The organism is Sphingomonas sp. 1F27F7B (genome assembly GCF_005503355.1).
Lineage (GTDB): Bacteria > Pseudomonadota > Alphaproteobacteria > Sphingomonadales > Sphingomonadaceae > Sphingomonas.
In genome coordinates this window covers 267,260-285,897 of the sequence record NZ_SCMK01000002.1, presented here as the reverse complement: position 1 = coordinate 285,897, position 18,638 = coordinate 267,260, and the positions used below count along the sequence as shown (strand labels likewise).

The 18,638-nt window shown below is 69.4% G+C and carries 14 protein-coding genes; 3 read left to right on the top strand and 11 right to left on the bottom strand.

Going from position 1 to position 18,638, the window contains the following annotated elements; all coding sequences use genetic code 11:
- Positions 1 to 36: 36 nt before the first annotated feature.
- The gene (locus FFS08_RS03125; protein WP_249341009.1) at positions 37 to 3,390 is read left to right on the top strand and encodes a PAS domain-containing protein; all 3,354 of its coding nucleotides are present in this window, start codon (positions 37 to 39) and stop codon (positions 3,388 to 3,390) included.
- Positions 3,391 to 3,528: 138 nt separating this feature from the next.
- A complete protein-coding gene (locus FFS08_RS03120; protein WP_137861824.1) occupies positions 3,529 to 4,818 on the top strand; it encodes an adenylosuccinate synthase in 1,290 nt (429 codons plus the stop codon).
- 95 nt (positions 4,819 to 4,913) lie between these two features.
- On the opposite strand, the gene FFS08_RS03115 is transcribed toward FFS08_RS03120, so the two are convergent.
- The 10 genes from FFS08_RS03115 to FFS08_RS03070 all read right to left on the bottom strand — a co-directional run bounded on the left by FFS08_RS03115 (position 4,914) and on the right by FFS08_RS03070 (position 16,103).
- Positions 4,914 to 5,186, bottom strand: coding sequence for a hypothetical protein (locus tag FFS08_RS03115; protein WP_137861825.1), 273 nt, complete (start codon positions 5,184 to 5,186; stop codon positions 4,914 to 4,916).
- A gap of 260 nt (positions 5,187 to 5,446) precedes the next feature.
- Positions 5,447 to 6,517 (bottom strand): chorismate synthase, encoded by a 1,071-nt coding sequence (gene aroC / locus FFS08_RS03110; protein WP_137861826.1) that lies wholly within the window; start codon positions 6,515 to 6,517, stop codon positions 5,447 to 5,449.
- Positions 6,517 to 7,041: a GNAT family N-acetyltransferase gene (locus tag FFS08_RS03105; protein ID WP_137861827.1), complete on the bottom strand. Its 525-nt coding sequence runs from the start codon at positions 7,039 to 7,041 to the stop codon at positions 6,517 to 6,519. Before FFS08_RS03105 ends, aroC begins: the two co-directional genes overlap by 1 nt.
- Complete coding sequence (fabI, locus tag FFS08_RS03100) at positions 7,038 to 7,841, bottom strand: enoyl-ACP reductase FabI (protein ID WP_137861828.1); 804 nt, start codon at positions 7,839 to 7,841, stop codon at positions 7,038 to 7,040. The genes FFS08_RS03105 and fabI overlap by 4 nt, the downstream gene beginning before the upstream one ends.
- Positions 7,838 to 8,788 (bottom strand): YihY/virulence factor BrkB family protein, encoded by a 951-nt coding sequence (locus FFS08_RS03095; protein ID WP_249341010.1) that lies wholly within the window; start codon positions 8,786 to 8,788, stop codon positions 7,838 to 7,840. Before FFS08_RS03095 ends, fabI begins: the two co-directional genes overlap by 4 nt.
- Before the next feature lie 6 nt (positions 8,789 to 8,794).
- Positions 8,795 to 9,748 (bottom strand): DnaJ C-terminal domain-containing protein, encoded by a 954-nt coding sequence (locus FFS08_RS03090; protein ID WP_137861829.1) that lies wholly within the window; start codon positions 9,746 to 9,748, stop codon positions 8,795 to 8,797.
- A gap of 97 nt (positions 9,749 to 9,845) precedes the next feature.
- Positions 9,846 to 10,736, bottom strand: coding sequence for a transglutaminase family protein (locus FFS08_RS03085; protein ID WP_137861830.1), 891 nt, complete (start codon positions 10,734 to 10,736; stop codon positions 9,846 to 9,848).
- Complete coding sequence (locus FFS08_RS03080; RefSeq protein ID WP_137861831.1) at positions 10,736 to 13,219, bottom strand: circularly permuted type 2 ATP-grasp protein; 2,484 nt, start codon at positions 13,217 to 13,219, stop codon at positions 10,736 to 10,738. Before FFS08_RS03080 ends, FFS08_RS03085 begins: the two co-directional genes overlap by 1 nt.
- Positions 13,220 to 13,323: 104 nt before the next feature.
- Complete coding sequence (locus FFS08_RS03075) at positions 13,324 to 13,950, bottom strand: DUF4198 domain-containing protein (RefSeq protein ID WP_137861832.1); 627 nt, start codon at positions 13,948 to 13,950, stop codon at positions 13,324 to 13,326.
- A 23-nt stretch (positions 13,951 to 13,973) separates the two neighbouring features.
- Positions 13,974 to 16,103, bottom strand: coding sequence for a TonB-dependent siderophore receptor (locus tag FFS08_RS03070; protein WP_249341011.1), 2,130 nt, complete (start codon positions 16,101 to 16,103; stop codon positions 13,974 to 13,976).
- Positions 16,104 to 16,292: 189 nt separating this feature from the next.
- On the opposite strand from FFS08_RS03070, the gene FFS08_RS03065 reads away from it, so the two are divergent.
- The gene (locus FFS08_RS03065) at positions 16,293 to 17,447 is read left to right on the top strand and encodes an acyltransferase family protein (protein ID WP_171012439.1); all 1,155 of its coding nucleotides are present in this window, start codon (positions 16,293 to 16,295) and stop codon (positions 17,445 to 17,447) included.
- Here FFS08_RS03065 and ligD read toward each other — a convergent pair.
- On the bottom strand, positions 17,426 to 18,637 hold the full coding sequence (ligD, locus tag FFS08_RS03060; protein WP_502701998.1) for a DNA ligase D: 1,212 nt from the start codon (positions 18,635 to 18,637) through the stop codon (positions 17,426 to 17,428). The two genes, FFS08_RS03065 and ligD, sit on opposite strands and share 22 nt — an antisense overlap.
- Position 18,638: the final 1 nt, after the last annotated feature.

The window sequence follows — 18,638 nt, the reverse complement described above, 5'->3', positions numbered from 1 at the left end:
TTGACTCGGGCGCGAGCCCCCCGCATCGGTGAGGCCATGGACGCTGCGCTGCGCTTTCTGGATCACGAAGGCGAGATGGCGGCGCGAATCCGCGCGTTCGATTGGGCAAGCCACCCGCTCGGACCGCCCGAGACCTGGCCCGATCCGCTCAGATTCGCGCTCGGCCTGGCGCTTGCCTCGACTTTCCCCACTGCCATCTATTGGGGCGAGGATCTCCACCTGCTCTACAACGATGCCTGGGCGCCGATCCCCGCCGAGCGCCACCCCGGCGTGCTGGGGCAGCCGGCGCGCGCCGTGTGGCGCGAGATCTGGGACGTAGTGGGCCCGCAGATGAAGCAGGTGATCGCCGACGGGCGCGGCTTCGCGATCTACGACCAGTTCCTGGCCATGGAGCGCGCCGGCCGCCGCCAGGAGACCTGGTGGAACTACAGCTTCACGCCGATCCGCGACGGCGAGGGCCGCGTGCGCGGGCTGATCAACCAGGGCAACGAGACGACTCGCTCGGTGCTGGCCGAACGGGGGCGCCTGGCGGAAGCGGCGCGGCTGCGCGACCTGTTCGAGCAGGCGCCCGGCGCGGTGGCCCTGCTCCACGGCCCGGAGCATCGCTTCCAATTCGCCAATTCGGAATATCTGGCGCTGGTCGGCGAACGCCCGGTGCTGGGCAAGACAGTGGCCGAAGCGCTGCCCGAAATGGTCGACCAGGGCTTCGTCGCCTTGCTCGACAGCGTCTATGCGAGCGGCGAGCCCTTCCGCGCGGACGGCATGCGGGTGCTGCTGCAACGCCGCGCCGGCGCCCTGCCCGACACGCGCTTCCTCGATTTCGTCTACCAGCCGGTCAAGGATGCCCATGGGAACACCACGGACATCTTCGTCGTCGTCAACGACGTCAGCGAACGCGCCGCGGCGGAAGAGGCGCTGCGGCTGAGCGAGGAGCGCTTGCAGCTCGCGCTCAACGCCTCGCTCGGCGTCGGCACCTGGGTATGGGACGTGCCCGGCGACATGGTCACGGCGGACGCTCGCTTCCTGCGCCTCTACGGCGTCGACGAAGCGCTGGCCGGCAAGGGCACGCCGATCGCGCAGTTCTTCGTCAACGTGCATCCCGACGATCGCGCCCGGCTCGAAGCGAGCATCGCCCGCACGCTTGACGAGCGCATGCCGTTCAGCGCGGAATACCGGCTGATCCAGCCGGACGGCACGGCCCGCTGGGTGAGCGCGCAAGGCCGCGCGACCTTCGATGAGGACGGCAGGCCGTTGCGCTTCCCCGGGGTCGCCTTCGATATCACCGAGCGCAAGCTGGCCGAGGAAGCCGCGCGCGACGCCGCCGAGGAGCTGCGCGAGGCGAACGAGGCGCAGGCGTTCCTCGGCGCGCTCGCCGATCAGCAGCGTGCACTGGATTCGGCCGATGCCGTGATGCGTTTCACCGCGGCGGCGCTGGGCGAGCAGCTTGGGCTCGACCGGGTGGGTTTCTATCGGGTACAGGGTGAACACGTGCGCTTCGGCCCCTATTGGAACAGCGGCGCGCTGCCGCCGCTGGAAGGCACGCTGGCGATCGACGCGCTGGGGAACAATGCCCGCGCCTATCGGACCGGCCGCACCGCGGTGCTCCACGACATCGCCCGCGAAGCGCCGGGGCTGGCGCACCTCGCCGGCGCGGGCGTGGGCGTGCCGCTGCTGCGCGGCGGGCAATGGGTGGCGGTGATGTCGATCAACACGGCCGCGCCGCGCCGCTGGTCGGCCGAGGAAGTCGCCTTCATCGAAGCGGTGGCGGAGACGGCCTGGGACGCAGTGGAACGCATCGAGGCCGTGGCGGCCCTGCGGGAAAGCGAAGCCAAGTTCCGCGCCATCGCCAATTCGATCGACCAGATGGTCTGGTCGAGCCTGCCCGACGGCCATCACGATTATTACAATGATCGCTGGTACGAATATACCGGCGCGCCGCATGGCAGCACCGATGGCGAAGGGTGGAAGCACGTGTTCCACCCCGATGACGGGGAACGCGCCTGGGCAGCATGGGACCGGAGCCTGGCGACGGGCGAGCGCTACCGGATCGAGTATCGGCTGCGGCATCGTTCCGGCCAGTATCGCTGGGTACTGGGCAACGCCCAGCCGGTACGGGGCGAGCGGGGCGAGATCACGCGCTGGTTCGGCACCTGCACCGACATCCAGGACATTATCGACGCGCGCGAAGTGCTCGCCCGTTCGCGCGAGGCGCTGGAGGCGGCGGTGCGCGAACGGACCGAGCAGCTGATGGCCGCCGAAGCACGGCTGCGCCAGGCGCAGAAGATGGAAGCGGTGGGGCAGCTCACCGGCGGCATCGCGCACGACTTCAACAACATGCTCGCCGTGGTGATCGGCGCGCTCGACCTGCTCGAGCGGCGGCTGAAGCAAGGCAATCGCGACATCGGCAAATACATCACCGCCGCGCGCGACGGCGCCACCCGCGCCGCCGGCCTCACCCAGCGGCTGCTCGCCTTCTCCCGCCAGCAGCCGCTCGCCCCCGTGGCGATCGACGCCAATGCGATGGTCGAGGGCATGATCGAGCTGCTGGTCCGCACCCTGGGCGACGACGTCACGGTGGAGACGGTGCTGCCCGCCGGCATCGCGCCCCTGCTGGCCGATCCCAGCCAGCTCGAGAATGTGATCCTCAACCTCTCGGTCAATGCGCGCGACGCGATGCCGGGCGGCGGCAGGCTGGTGCTGACCACCGCCAATGCGCGGTTCGCGGCGGCGGAGGCCGCGGCCCTGGAACTGCAACCGGGCAGCTATGTCGAGATCGCCGTGGCCGACAGCGGCACCGGCATGACGCCCGAAGTCGCCGCCCGCGCCTTCGATCCCTTCTTCACCACCAAGGGCGTCGGCAAGGGAACCGGCCTCGGGCTCAGCCAGGTGTTCGGCTTTGTCCGCCAGTCCGGCGGCGCGGTGCGGATCGAGACGGCACCGGGCAAGGGCACCACCGTCCATCTCTACCTGCCCGTCCATCAGGGTGAGGCACCCGCGGCGCGGCACGAGCACTCCGGATCGGCGCCCGCCGGGGGGCGGCCCGGCGAAGTGGTGCTCGTCGTCGAGGACGAGGAGCGGGTCCGCAACTATTCGATCGAGGCGCTGCGCGAGCTTGGATATCAGGTGCTCGGTGCCCGCGACGGGCCCGAGGCGCTGCGGCTGATCGACAAGGCCCCGCACGTCTCGCTGCTGTTCAGCGACGTGGTGATGCCCGAGCTGACCGGCCATGAGCTGGCCGCGCGCGCCCGTGCCAAGCTGCCCGAGCTCAGGGTGCTGCTGACCAGCGGCTATGCGCCGGAGACGGCGCGGGTGGCGGGCGAGACGATCCTCGCCAAGCCCTTCGATCTCGATCGGCTCGCCACCGCCGTCCGCGCCGCGCTCGACGCATAAACGCTTGACCGAATCGCCCCCAGGGGCCATGCGCGCCGCGGCTCCGGCGCCCCGCGCCCCGGCCCTCGTACCGCCCAGCCGCCGAGTCCTGTCGAAGGGCGGCTTCGGGCCCGCCCCGGCAGGCGGAGACGTGTATCCATGGCAAATGTAGCGGTTATCGGCGCCCAATGGGGTGACGAAGGCAAGGGCAAGATCGTCGACTGGCTCGCCGAGCGCGCCGACATGGTCGTGCGCTTCCAGGGCGGCCACAATGCCGGCCACACGCTGGTGGTCGGCGAGAATGTCTACAAGCTCTCGCTGCTTCCTTCGGGCATCGTGCGCGGTACGCCGAGCGTGATCGGCAACGGCGTGGTGCTCGATCCCTGGGCGCTGCGCGACGAAGTGGAACGGATCCGCGCCCAGGGCGTGGACGTGACCCCCGACACGCTGATGGTCGCGGACAATTGCCCGCTGATCCTGCCCTTCCACCGCGACCTGGACGGGCTGCGCGAGGATGCGAGCGGCGCGGGCAAGATCGGCACCACCCGGCGCGGCATCGGCCCCGCCTATGAGGACAAGGTCGGCCGCCGCGCCATCCGCGTCTGCGACCTTGCCCATCTCGACGATCTCGGCCCCCAGCTCGATCGCCTGACCGCGCATCACGACGCGCTGCGCGCCGGCTTCGGCGAGCCGCCGATCGATCGCGCGGCGCTGATCGATCAGCTGCGCGAGATCGCCGGCTTCGTCCTGCCCTTCGCCCAGCCGGTGTGGCGCGCGCTCAATGCCGCCCGCGAGCGGGGCCGCCGCATTCTGTTCGAAGGCGCGCAGGGCGTGCTGCTCGACATCGATCACGGCACTTATCCGTTCGTCACGTCGTCGAACACGGTGGCGGGCACCGCCGCCTCGGGCTCGGGCATGGGCCCGGGCGCGGTCGGCTTCGTACTGGGGATCGCCAAGGCCTATACCACGCGCGTCGGCTCCGGCCCCTTCCCCGCCGAGCAGGACAATGACGTGGGCGAGCGGCTGGGCACGCGCGGCCGCGAGTTCGGCACCGTCACCGGGCGCAAGCGCCGCTGCGGCTGGCTCGACGCAGTGCTGCTGCGCCAGTCGGCCGCCGTCTCCGGCATCACCGGCATCGCGCTGACCAAGCTCGACGTGCTCGACGGGTTCGACGAGATCAAGGTGTGCGTGGGCTATCGGCTGCGCGGCGAGGAGATCGACTATTACCCCTCGAACGCCGCCGACCAGGCTGCGGTCGAGCCGGTGTGGGAGACGATGCCCGGCTGGCAGGAAACCACCGCGGGCGCGCGCAGCTGGGCCGAACTGCCGGCCGCCGCGATCAAATATATCCGCCGCGTGGAGGAACTGATCCGCTGCCCGGTGACCCTGGTCTCGACCAGCCCCGAGCGCGAGGACACGATTCTGGTCCGCGACCCCTTCGCGGACTGATCCGCGCCCGGCCCGCGATCAATTCGCGGACCGATCAGGCAATGCGCTACCCGTCCGGCCAAGAGCGGGTAGCGCATCCCCTGCGTCAGGAGCCCTTAATGGGGCCTCTTCTTGTCCTTCTTGCCGCGCTTGTCGGCATCTTCGGACGTCGCCGGATCCTGGCCGGGGGTTGCCGGATCCGGCGCAGGCGTGGCCGTGGTGGCATCCGGCGCGGGCGCCGAGGGATTGGCGCTCGGATCGGGCGCCGGCGCGGGAGCGGGGTGCTCCGTCGGCGATGTCGCGGACGGATCGGTGGGAGACGTGGTCTGGGCGAAGGCCGCCGGGGCGGCCAGCAGCGCCGCGGCGCCGATCAGGGTCTTGAGCAACATAACTGGGCAATCCTCCTTCGGTTTTTGCCGAAGACCCTTCGAGACCCTGCGCATGTCCGGATTGTTTCCCCATGTTGCAGCCAACCCCGGCCCGCGCACGGCTGGGCAGCGAACCGAGCCGGACGAAGGACGGGCCGAAAACGCGAAGGGCCGGCGGAGCGGGAATCCCGGCTGCCGGCGGCGCGCGCGATCCCTGGGAAGCGCGTGGCTCGACCGCCACGGACATGATCCGGAATTGATCCGGCCCGGGCGGGACGAGCTCAGCCCATTTGCGCGCGGTGGAGCAGCTTCTGATCGGCAAGCACCAGCGCGACCATCGCCTCGACCACCGGCACTCCGCGGATGCCGACACAGGGGTCGTGACGCCCCTTGGTCATGATCTCGGTCGCCTCGCCTTCGCGGGTGACCGTTTCCACCGGCGTCAGGATCGAACTGGTCGGCTTGAACGCCACGCGCACGCGCACCGGCTGGCCGGTCGAAATGCCGCCCGCGATCCCGCCGGCATGATTGGCGAGGAAGACGGGCCCGCCGTCATTGCCCGGGCGCATCGCATCGGCATTCTGCTCGCCGGTCAGCGCCGCCGCCGCGAAGCCGTCGCCGATCTCGACGCCCTTCACGGCGTTGATCGACATGCACGCGGCGGCCAGCTCGCTGTCGAGCTTGGCATAGAGCGGCGCGCCCCAGCCGGCGGGCACGCCGAACGCCTCGCAGGCAATCACCGCGCCGAGCGAGGAGCCTGCCTTGCGCGCGCCGTCGACCAGCGCCTCCCAGCGTTTCGCCGCCTGCGCATCGGGGCAGAAGAACGGGTTGTTGCCGATCTCGGCGGCATCGAAATTGGCAGGGTCGATCGCGTCGCCGCCGATCGCCTCGACCCAGGCGAGGATCGTCACTTCGGGGATGACGAGCCGCGCCACCGCGCCCGCCGCCACGCGCGCCGCCGTCTCGCGCGCCGAGCTGCGGCCGCCGCCGCGATAGTCGCGAAAGCCGTATTTCGCGTCATAGGCATAATCGGCATGACCGGGACGATAGGCCTTGGCGACTTCCGAATAGTCCTTGGAACGCTGATCGACATTGTCGATGTGAAGCGCGATCGGCGTGCCCGTCGTGCGTCCTTCGAAGATGCCGGAAAGGATGCGGACCTGATCGGGCTCCTGGCGCTGCGTCGTGAAGCGCGACTGGCCCGGGCGGCGCTTGTCGAGGAAGGGCTGGATGTCGCCTTCGGACAGAGTGAGGCCCGCGGGACAGCCATCGACGACCGCGCCGAGCGCCGGCCCGTGGCTCTCGCCCCAGGTGGTGAAGCGGAAGACGCGTCCAAAGGTGTTGAAGCTCACTATTCCCCGCCCAGCTGTGCGAACGCCGGTGCGTGCGTCGCGGCGCCGCGCTCTCCGCACGGCATGGCGCCGCCCTGGAGCGGCAGCGCCATCAGATAGTCGCCGGCATAGGGCGAGGCAAATCCCCGCGCCCATTCGGCCGCGAAGCCGAAGCGCTCATAATAGCCGGGCTCCCCCAACACGAAGACGAGCATCGCCCCGGCCGCGCCGAGCTGGGCGACGCCGGCCTGGACCAGCGCCTCGCCCACACCCTGCTTGCGCCACGCCCTTTCCACTGCCAGCGGCGCAAGCGCGACCGCTGCGATCGGCTTGCCCGCTATCGCCACGTCCATCCGGCTGAACGCAACCATGCCGGCGAGAGCGCCGGTCTCCTCGTCGTCCGCCACCAGGGTGAGGACCATGTCGCCATCGATGCAGAGGCGCTGGACGAGCCTGGCCTCGTCTTCCGCCGGAAAGGCCCGGCGGAGCAGGGCGTCGATCGCGGCGACGTCCCCGCCCGTCGCAGGGCGAATGGCGATGCTCACGAAAGCGCGATGTCCGGCGCGTCCTCGGCCTTCATGCCGATCACGTTATAGCCCGAATCGACATGATGGATCTCGCCGGTGACGCCGGCCGCCAGATCGGAGAGCATGTAGAGCCCGGCGCCGCCGACATCCTCGATCGTCACGGTGCGGCGGAGCGGCGAGTTCAGCTCGTTCCACTTGAGGATGTAGTTGAAGTCGCCGATCCCGCGCGCCGCCAGCGTCTGGATCGGGCCGGCGGAGATCGCGTTCACGCGGATGTTCTCCGGTCCCATGTCGACGGCGAGATACTTCACGCTGGTCTCCAGCGCAGCCTTGGCGACGCCCATCACGTTATAATGCGGGATCACCTTCTCGGCGCCGTAATAGGTCAGCGTGAGGATCGAGCCGCCGTCCGGCATCATCTCGCGCGCGCGCTTGGCCACCGCGACCAGGGAATAGGCCGAGATGTTCATGGTCATCAGGAAATTGTCGAGCGTCGTGTCGTAATAGCGCCCGCGCAGCTGCGACTTGTCCGAAAAGCCGATCGCGTGGACGACGAAGTCGATCGTCGGCCATTTCGCCTTGAGCGTGTCGAACGCCGCGTCGAGCGCGTCCATGTCGGCGACGTCGCAATCGATCAGCGTGTCGGAACCCAGCTGCTCGGCGAGCGGCTTCACCCGCTTCAGCAGCGCGTCGCCCTGATAGCTGAACGCCAGCTCGGCACCCTGTTCGCTGAGCCTCTTCGCGATGCCCCAGGCGAGGCTCTTGTCATTGGCGAGGCCCATGATCAGCCCGCGCTTGCCCTGCATCAATCCGGTCACGACGGCGTATTCTCCCTTTCTCTGGGCTCCTCTAGCCCGTTCTCGGGCGTTTCCGCCAGAGCCGCGTTCAACTCGGCACCGACGACGAGCCCCAGTCCGACGAGAAAGAAGAAGATCAGCGCGATCATCACGCCGGCCAGGCTGCCATAGGTGAGGTCGTAATTGCCGAGCGTGCCCAGGATCTTCGGTAGCAGGGCGGTGACCAGCAGCCACCACACCGCAGTGAACAGCGCGCCCGGCCATTTCGGGCATTTGCTCTTCCGGTACCGGCCGGGGGTGAGCGAGTAGAACAGGATGTAGAGCGCGCCGAACAGCGCGATCGCGGGGGCGATCTTGCTCAGCGAGACGATGCGCTGCGCTTCGGATGCCCAGGGGAAGATGTTGTAGAGGAACTGCTCCACGCCGGTCAGGATCACCTGGAAGCTGAACGCCGCCATGGTGATGATCACCGAGGCGATGATCATCCCGATCGCCCCCAGCCGATATTGCCAGAAGGGCGTGCCCGAGCGGACGCCGTAAGCCTGGCGCAATATGCCGCGGATCGTCTCGATGAAGCCGGCCACGGTCCACAGGCCGACGATCGCGCCGAACCAGAGCAGGTTGCCGGTACGCGCCATCAGCACGTCCGACACCGGCTTGCGCAGCAGCTCGGCCACGTCGGGCGGCACGGTGCGCAGGAACGCCTCCAGCGTATGTATCCCCTCCGAGCTGCGGCCGATCAGCTGCGCGATCGCGGCGGCGACGATGAAGAAGGGGAAGAGCGTGACCAGGCTGAGATAGGCCAGGTTGCCGGCATAGGTGAAGCCGTCCTGGAAAGTGCCGACCAGCACGCGCTTGACCACATGCCAGAAGCGCGGGCCCAGGCCGATCCGGGCGAGCAAGGCGAGGATGCGGGGCCCAAGCCCCGGCCCCGCCTCCGCGGCACCCGAATCTTCCCCTGTTGTCACAAGGTGTTAGACGCCCATGCGGCCACGCGGGTTCCCCTTGTCGTGCCAGCCCCTGGCGAACTCGATCAGCGCATCGTCGTCCACCGGCAGCTCGACCATCAGCGTGACGAGCAGGTCGCCCCGCCCGCCAGCGGACCCTGCGGCCTTCTTGTGGAAGCCGCGCCCCTTGAGGCGCAGCGTCTTGCCGGAGGACGAGCCCTTGGGCACCTTGAGCATCACCGCGCCGTCGGGCGTCGGCACGCGCACCTCGGCGCCGAGCACCGCCTCGGACAGAGTCACCGGCAGGTCGAGACGGATATCGTCGCCTTCGCGCTGGAAGAAACGATGCGGCTGGATCTCGATCGTCACGATCGCGTCGCCGGCGCCGCCGGGTCCTTCCTCGCCCTTGCCGGCAAGGCGCATCTGGGTGCCGGATTCGAGCCCGGCCGGAAGCTTCAGGTCGATCGTCTTGCCGTCGCGCAGCGTGATGCGCTGTGCCGCCAGCGTGGCCGCATCCTCGAAGCTCACGGCGAGGCGATAGGCGATGTTCGCGCCCTTGGGCGCCGCCCGGCGGCCGAAATCGCCAAAGCCTCCGGAGAAGCCCCCGCCGCCCCGCCGCGCGCCCATGCCGCCGAACAGCCCTTCGAAAATGTCGCCAAAGCCGCCCGCTTCGCCGCCGCCGCCGAAATCGGCGCGGAAACCGCCCTGGCCGCCGCTGCCCATGCCCGAGCCGAAGCCGCCGAACGGATTCACGGGATTGCCGTCGCCATCGATCTCGCCGCGATCGAAACGGGCGCGCTTGTCCTTGTCGGTCAGCAGGTCATAGGCCTGGGTGACCTGGCTGAACTTCTCCGCCGCCTTGGGATTGTCCTTGTTGCGGTCGGGATGCAGTTCCTTGGCGAGCTTGCGATAGGCCTTCTTGATATCGGCCTCGCTCGCGCCACGCGCCACGTTCAGGACGGAATACGGATCAGCTGCCATCAAAACCCCTTCGAACGCGCCGTATTTCGGCGTGTCCGCCTGCTAACGCAAGGGTTGCCGGCAAACTCCCCGTCCCGAAGCAGGCGGGATGGAGAAGCTAGCTCGCCGGCTCCTCCAGCGGCTCGACATCGACCGAGACGTGCATGTCCTGCGCGCCCGCGCCCAGGACGATGCCGTCGATCGGCGCGATCTCGGCATAGTCGCGGCCGATCGCGACCACGACATGATCCTCCGCCATCCAGATGCCGTTGGTGGGATCGATGCCGACCCAGCCCAGTGCGGGCCCGGCCCAGACCAGCACCCAGGCATGGGTCGCATCGGCCCCCACCAGCCGCGGTTGCCCCGGCGGCGGCAGCGTGCGGAGATATCCGGAGACATAGGCCGCGGGCAGGCCGGCGGCGCGCAGGCCCGAGATCATGATCTGCGCGAAATCCTGGCAAACGCCCCGCCGCTTGTCGAAGGCGGCGCGCGGCGGCGTGTCGACCAAAGTGGCATTGGGATCGAAGTCGAACCCGCGCTGGATCCTGGCCGCCAGCGCATGGGCGGCATCGAGCACGCCCCGATCGGGCGCCAGATCGGCCGCGCACCATTCGGCGATCGCCGCGTCGAGCGGGATCTGCGGCGAGGGAAAGAGATAGGCGGCGGGGCTGGCGGGCGAAGCATCGCTGCTCGCGCGCGCCAGCCGGGCGATTTCGGCCAGGCTGGGATCACCGGGCGCGGGCACCGGGATCGGCCGGTCGACGCGGATGCGCGCGCTGCTCTCGATCGTCAGCGCGCCCGTCGGCGCTTCGAGCACCAGCCGCACGACATTCGCGAGCCCCGCCTCGGCCCGCGCCGGGAAGACGCGCCCGCCGGGCTCGACCGACAGGGCATAATCGAGCACTTCCTGGCCCGACCAGAGGATCGGCTTCAATCGCAGATTGCAGCGCGCGAACGCCGCGGGCTGGGCATAGTCGAACCGAGTCACGTGGCGGATGCGATAGAGCATCAGGCGAGGACCAGCCCGGCGGCGCGCAGCGGCTCGGCGCCTTGCAGGAAATAGCGCCGAGCGATCGCGTCGGAGAGCCGGGCGAGGCGCAGTTCGAGGTCGGCGAGCATCGCATCGTCGATCCGCGTCGCATGCGCGGTCACCAGGATCGCCGCCAGTTCGCGCGCCTGCTCCTGCTGCGGCTCGGCCAGCCCGTCGTCGGAGAGTACCGGCAGCTTGTTCAGATGGCCCGAGATCGCCGCCGCCTGATAGGCGATGCCGCGCGGATTGCCCGGATCGAGCGTGACCAGGTCGAGCACCGGCACGCGGGCGATGCCGGTCAGATAGCGCTGGCGATAACTGATCTGGCTGTCCGCCAGGTCGAGCAGGGTGCCGAGATCGTCGCCGTTCGCCTCTGCCCTGCCAAAGCCGCGCAGGAAGCGGAGCGTCGCCAGCGCCCGCTCGATCCGCCGGCCCATGTCGTGGAAGCGCCAGGCATCGCTGCGCCCCATATGCTCGGCCGCAAGCCCCGCCAGCGCCGAGTAGCGCCGCTGGAGCGACCCCGCCTTGTCCAGCAGCGCTCCGCGCGCCGGGAAGGGCGCGTCGAGCAGCCGCACCATGTCCGCCGCCAGCCGGTCGCGCGAGACTTCGCCGATCATCCGCGCCTGGGCATTGATCGCGGCGACGCTGTACCAGCCCTCGCCACCCTCGAGCGCCGCATGGGCGAGCTGGATCAGGTCGGCGCGGCGGAGCGCCTGTGGAGCCGGTGCCGCGTTGCCGGCGACCAGGATATCGGCAAGCCGGCGCACCGTGTCTGCCGCGAGGGCGGCGCCGGTGTCCGCACTGATCGAATTGCCGAGCAGCACCCGGATCACGCCCAGTTGCGCCTCGCCCCGCTCCAGATAGCGGCCGAGCCAGAACAGATTGTCGGCGACGCGACTGGGCAGCGTGCCCGGGTTGCGGCGCAGCCGAGTGGAATCGCCCGAGGGAAGCAGCGAGACCGGCTCGACCGGCTCGGCGCCATGGACGCAGACGTCGGCCGACCACATGCCCTCGCCCATCGCCGCGGCGCGGGCATCGGCATGCGCGCCGATCCGGGCAAAGCCCCCGGGGAGCACCGTCCACGCGCCATCGGCACCGCGCGCCGCGAACACGCGCAGCGTGAAGGGTCGCGCGACGAGCCGCCCGTCCGCCACCACCGGCATGGTCGAAAGATGGGCGACTTCCCGACCGACATAGTCCTGCGGCCGGCGCGCGAGATCGGCGAGCAGCGCCGCCCGCGCGGCGCCGCCGAGCGAGGCACCGAGCACCGGCCTGCCTTCGGGCAGGCCGAGCGGCGCGACGCCGAAGGCGGGCGCGATCAGCAGCGTGTCGAGCGCCGCTTCGACATGCGCGCGCGCGTCGTCCTGCCCGCACCACCAGGTGGCGATGCCGGGCAGCGTCAGCGCCGCGCCGGTCAGCAGCTCGGCGAGCCGCGGGAGGAAGGCGGCGAAGGCCGGCGCCTCGAGCAGTCCCGCGCCCGGCGCATTGGCAATCACGACATTGCCCGCCGCCATCGCGTCGACCAGCCCGGGGACGCCGATCGTCGAATGGCTGTCGAGCGCCAGCGGGTCGAGCAGCCGCGGATCGAGCCGGCGCCACAGCGCGTCCACCCGCTTCAGCCCGGCGATGGTGCGGACATAGAGCCGGTCGTCGAGCACCGCGAGATCGCCGCCCTCGACGAGCAGCCAGCCGAGATAGCGGGCGAGATGCGCCTGTTCGGCATAGCCCGGATCGAGCCGGCCGGGCGTGAGCAGCGCGATGCGCGGCTCGGCCCGCCGGCAGCGCGCGGCCAGCCCGTCGCGAAAGGCGGCGAAGAACGGGGCCTGCCGGGCAATGTTGAGCCGGACCTGAAGCCCGTCCAGCGTCTGCGCCATCGCCAGCCGGTTCTCGAGCGCATAGCCGGCGCCCGCCGGCGCCCGCAGATGATCGGCGAGCACGCGCCAGGTGCCGTCGGGTCCGCGGCCCAGATCGATCGCCACTGCCTGGAGATGGCAGCCGCCCGGCGGCACGAGACGCGTGAGCGGACGCAGGAAGAAAGGGCTGCCGGTGACGAGCGCGGCGGGCACCTGCCCGTCGGCGACCAGCCGGGCCTCGCCATAGAGATCGGCGAGCACCCGCTCCATCACTTCGGCGCGCTGGACGACGCCCGCGGCGATGCCGCGCCATTCCGCCTCGGGGATCAGCAACGGCACCGGGGAGAGCGGCCAGGGGCGCTCCTCGCCTTCGCCGGCGACGCGGAAGCCGGTGCCGATATCCTCGGCATGGCGGCGCGCCCGCTCGCGCGCGCCTTCCAGATTCTCGCCCGCGAGCCCGGCCAGTTCCTCCAGCGCGGCACGCCAGGCGGCATCGTCCGGGGCACGGGCGCAGAGCATGTCGGCCGCCGTGCCGGGCGCGCAATAGTCCGCGATCCACCGATCGGCGATCGTCCGCGCGTCGAACAGAGGTGCGGCGCTGCTCGCCAAGCTTCGTCCCCAGCTATCCGCGCCGACTGATGGGGCAATCGCTGCTGCGAGGCAACATGGGATGCGCTGCGCGAGGCCCTGCCTCACGCAGCGCCCCGTTCGCTTCAGCGCACGAAGCTGAGCGTCGAAATGTGCATCACGCTCGCCACGTCCTGGCCGCCCAGCTTCGCCGGCGCCGCCTCGACGTGCGAGGCACTCACCAGATAGCGGCCGGCACCCAGCCGGGGCACGGTGACCTGTCCCGCGCCATCGGTGGCGAACTGCTTCTGCCAGCGATCGGGCGTGATGATCGACAGCTTGGCATGGGCGAGCGGCTTGCCGCGGAACAGCAGTGTGAACGTGTCGCCATTCGCCGCCACCGGCACCAGCTCGAGATCGAGCGCGTGCCCGGTCTCGGTGCGGCCGGCACGGGCATAGAAGATCGCGCCCTGCTTCGCCTCGCCCGCCTGCCAGGGGGCGAACACCGCATCGTCGCGCACCCGCAGGTCGCCGCCGCCCGAAACCGCCGCCTCGATATGATTGGCGCGGCGCGTCAGCGTGCCGGTGGCGCCGATCAGCTGCGGCTTTTGGAGATGGTGCCATTCGGGGTCGCCATCGGCGGGCACCGCTTCGGCCGGCTCGCCCAGATAGATGCGCGCCGGGCCCGTGCCGTCGCGTTCGATCCAGACCTCGTGCGCCGCCGCGGGAATGGCCGCCAGCATGGCGATGGCAGCAAGGAACAGTGTCTTCATCTCATCTCTCCGGTCCTGATTGCCTAGAAGCGGTAATTGGCGCTCACGGTGAAATTGCGCGGCGCGCCGTAGCGATACTGGCTGAAGAAACCGACCTGGCTGTAATAGGTCTTGTCGAGCAGGTTCTCGACATTGGCCTGAAGCTGGAGCCGCTCGGTGACCGCGAAGCGCGCCATCAGATTGACCAGCGCATAGCCGTCCTGCTGGAAGTCGAAGGGCGCGGCCGTCACCGGGTTGGTGCTCGGCGTATAGGCCTTGCTGCGATAGTTGATGCCGCCGCCGAAGGTGAGGCGGTCCACCGTATAGGTAGTGAACAGCTTGAGCAGCCGGCGCGGCTGATCGGTGTTGGCGGGCACGTCGTTGCGGTCCTCGGCCTTGAACTGGCTATAGCCGAAATTGACGTTCCAGCCGGGCAGCGGCCGGCCGGTGATCTCCACTTCGAAGCCCCGACTGATGACGCCCTGCGCCGCGACATAGGTCTGCTGCGGCAGACCGCCGTTCGGCGGCGTGACGACGATGTCGTTCTGGGCGACATTGTCCTGCTCGATGCGGAACAGCGCGACCGACGTCTGCAGCGCCTCGCCGAAAAAGGCACTCTTCAGCCCGATCTCATAGGCCTTGCCGTTCAGCGGTGCGAGCAGGTTGAAGTTGCGGTCGCGGGCGTTCTGCGGCTGGAAGATCCGCGTGTAGCTCGCATAGAGCCGGTGGTTCGGCGCGATGTCGTACAGCGCGCCGACATAGGGGATGAATTCGTTGCTGTTGCCATAGTCGGTGGTCACGCCGAACTGGACGCCGGTGATGTTCCAGCTCGCCAGGCGCCCGCCGCCGATCAGCTTCAGCTGGTCGGTCAGGTTCAGGCGCACCGCGCCATAATAGCCTTCCTGCCTGATCTTGGTCTTCTCGCCCACCGCCGGCGTGGTCGAGAAGCCGGGATAGGGATAGGAGCTGCCGCCGAACCGCTCGAAATCGGTACCCGGCGGGAAAGTGAGCGCGGCGAAAGTCGCGGTGTCACGGTCCTGGGTGCTGTGCAGCGCACCGAGCACGACTTCGTGATCGCGCCCGAACAGGTTGACCAGGCCCTTGATCTGCCCGTCGAAGCTGTTCTGGATGTTGTTGCCCTGGTCCTTGTAGGGAAAGGCGAACTGGATCCGGCCGGTCGTCTTGTCGACCAGGCCCGACAGATAGAGCAGCTCGGTCTGCTGGGCATTCTTCACGCGGTTATAGTTGGCGACGACGCTCCAGCGGTCGCTGAACTCGTGGCGGATCGTGGCGAAGATGTTCTGGTTGGTGGTGTCCCAGCGCGTCCACGGTGCCGCCGGCGTCTTGTCGCGCGGCCAGTTCGTCAGGCTGCCGTCGCTGTAGAAGGTCGGCAGCGCGCCCCAGGTCGCGCCGTCGGGCCTGGCTTCCTGGTGGCTGATGCCGACCCGTACGAGCGTATCGTCCGTCACATCGGCGTCGATCACGCCGTAAAGCACGAACTTCTTGTTGCGGTAGAGGTCGATATAGGAATCGCCTTGCTCATAGCGGCCCACCGCGCGGACGCGGACGCGCCCGTCCGCGGTGATCGCGCCGCCGACATCGCCCGAGACGCGCCAGGTGTTCCAGCTGCCATAGCTGGCGTTGGCATAGCCGCCCCAGTCGCGCGCATCGGCATGTTTGCGGACCAGGTTGACCGAAGCGGAGGGGTCGCCCGCGCCGCTCAGCAGGCCGGTCGCGCCGCGCACGATCTCGACCCGCTCGAAGATCGACACGTCGATATTGGTCTCGCCCGCGCTGCCGGCCAGCGTCCAGTTGGTCGGCACGCCGTCCAGCTGTGTGTTCCGGATCTCGAAGCCGCGCGCGTAGAAGCTGTTCCGCACGTCGTCGACTTCGTTGACGGTCACGCCCACGCCATTCTGGATCACGTCGGCGATGCTGATCAGATTCTGGTCGAGGATGCGCTGCGCAGTGACGATGCTCACCGATTGCGGCGTCTCGCGCACCGTCAGGCCCAGGCCCGTCGCGGTGTCGATCTTGTCGGGCAGCGTGTAGCGGCCGCTGACGACGATCTCGCCGTCCTCGGCCGGCTTCCGGGCATCATCGGTCTGGGCGAAGGCAGGGGTGGCCAGCGCCGCCAGCGCCGCGCCCAGGCAGAGGGAAAGCTTCACATGCAAGTCGATGACCCCTTTGAACGAACCCGCGCGCCGTCCCGCGCGCCTTGCCGAGGCCATTAGTGATATTAAGAATCGTTTGCAACTGGCAATGCAGGTGTCCGCGGGCGCGATCAGCCTTGCAGTTTGGCGGCGGACTCGACACCACCCCTTGCGGGAGAGCGGGGGAACCAGGTGACGGAAAGCATGGTTATGGCGGCGGCGCTCGGGCCCGCCGCGACGGGGCAGGCGGACGCCCCCGACAGGACGGCGACCGGCAAGGCACATTTCGAGGTGCTGGACGGCCTGCGCGGAACCGCCGCGCTGATCGTGGTGCTCTTCCACATCCAGGGCATCACGGTGAAATGGGACGGCGCCCGGGTGGTGCTGCACCATGCGCCGCTCGCCGTGGACTTCTTCTTCGCGCTGTCGGGCTTCGTGATCGGCTATGCCTATGACGATCGCTGGGGCAGGATGCGTACGGGGCGTTTCCTGGCGCTGCGCCTGATCCGGCTCCATCCGCTCGTCATCCTCGGCGCGCTGCTCGGACTGGCCAGCTATCTGCTCGACCCCTTTGCCGGCCAGGCCCAGGCGGTTCCGCTGCGCGCAGTGCTGGGCGCCTTCGCCCTGTGCCTGTTCGCCCTGCCCAGCTGGTCGCTGCCCAATCGCTGGACCGACACGCATCCGCTGAACGGGCCGATCTGGACGCTGTTCCAGGAATATGTCGGCAATCTCGCCTATGCCCTGGTGCTGCGCCGCCTGCGCGCGCGCTGGCTCGCAGTGCTGGCGGTGCCGTGCGGCGCGGCGCTGGCGATCGGCGCGGCGATGCAGGGCACGCTCGACCAGGGTTCGTATTGGGAAACCTTCTGGATGGCGCCGGTGCGGCTGTTCTTTCCGTTCCTGACCGGACTGTGGCTGTACCGGGTTCGCGACCGGCTTCCCGATGTGCGGATCGGCTGGCTGCCGCTATCGCTGGCGATGCTCGGTGCCATGGCCTTCCCGACGCTGCCGGCGGTGGGTGGAGTGAAGCTCAACGGCCTCTACGAGGCGGCGTGCGTGATCCTCCTGTTCCCCGCGATCATCGTCGCCGGCCGCCATTCCGAGGCCGGACGGGGGATGCTGTGGCTGTGCAAGGCGAGCGGGCGCCTCTCCTACCCGATCTACATCACTCATTTCCCCTTCCTCTATGTCTGGATGAACTTCGTCGCGAACGGCAGCGCCTCGCCGGCCGCGCTCGTCGCGATCGGCACGGCGCTGGTGCCGTTCCTGCTGCTGGTTGCCTGGGCGGCCCATGCCTGGTGGGACCTGCCGATCCGTGCGCGGCTGCGCGGCTGGCTGGGCCGGGATCAGATTTCGGGCAGCACCTGATCCGCCACGCCCCAGCCGCGCAGCGCACGGCCGGCGGCGCGCTCCAGCAGCTGGGCACCGTCGCGCAGAGTGAAGCGCCCGGGGCCGTCGATGTCGCGCAGCTCGCTCCAGCCGACCGGCGCCGCCACCGGCGCGCCTTCGCGGGCGCGGACGACATAGGGCAGCACCGCAGTGCTGCCGCGCTGGTTGCGCATATAGTCGATGAAGATCCGGCCCTTGCGATGCACCTTTTTGAGGTTGGCGGTGAAGCGGCCCGGCTCGGCTTCCGAAAGCGCGCGGGCGAAGCGCTCGCAGAAGCTCTTCGCCTCGGGCCATTCGGCGCGCGGCACCAGCGGCACCACCACATGCACACCCTTGCCGCCCGACAGCATCGGCCAGCTGGTAAGCCCCAGCTCGGCGAGATGTTCCTTCAGATCGGCCGCCGCCTTCTTCACATCGGCCCAGTCGAGCCCTTCGTCGGGATCGAGATCGAACACCAGCCGGTCGGGCTTCTCGATGTCGGCGACCGAGCTGCCCCAGCCATGGAACTCGATCGTCCCCATCTGGACACAGGCCAGGATGCCGTCGGCATCGTCGACATAGAGATAGGGTTCGACCGACCCGTCCTTCTCGCGCACGTCGACATGATGGACATGCTCGCCGAAGCTGCCGGCATCGTGCTTCTGGAAGAAACAGGCGCGCGCCCGGCCCTGGGGGCAGCGGACCAGGCTGATCGGCCGATCGGCGAGCCAGGGCAGCAGAATGGGCGCTGCGGCGCGATAATAATCGGCCAGGTCGCCCTTGGTCAGGCCGTCGCCGGGAAAGATCACACGGCCGCGGCTGCTGATCTCGACCGCCGATCCCGGCGGTCCGGATAGCGGAACGGGCTCCTCCACGACCACCTCCTTCGCCGGCTTGTCCTCGCGCAGGCCCAGAAAGCTGGCATGGCGCACGACATGGTCGGCAGTGAATTCGCTGAACGCGATCTCGGCGACCAGCTCCGGCTTCAGCCAGTGTGCGCCGCGCGCCTCGGCGCGGGGGACGTCGGCAGCGGGCTTCTCCGCTTCGATCCCGACGAAGCGGCTGCGCAGGTCCTGGAGCGCCACCCTGCCGAACCCGGTGCCCACCTTGCCCGCATAGGCCAGCCCATCCGGCCCGTGCACGCCCAGCAGCAGCGAACGGAAGCCGCGCTCCTTGGCCGAGGAAGGCAGC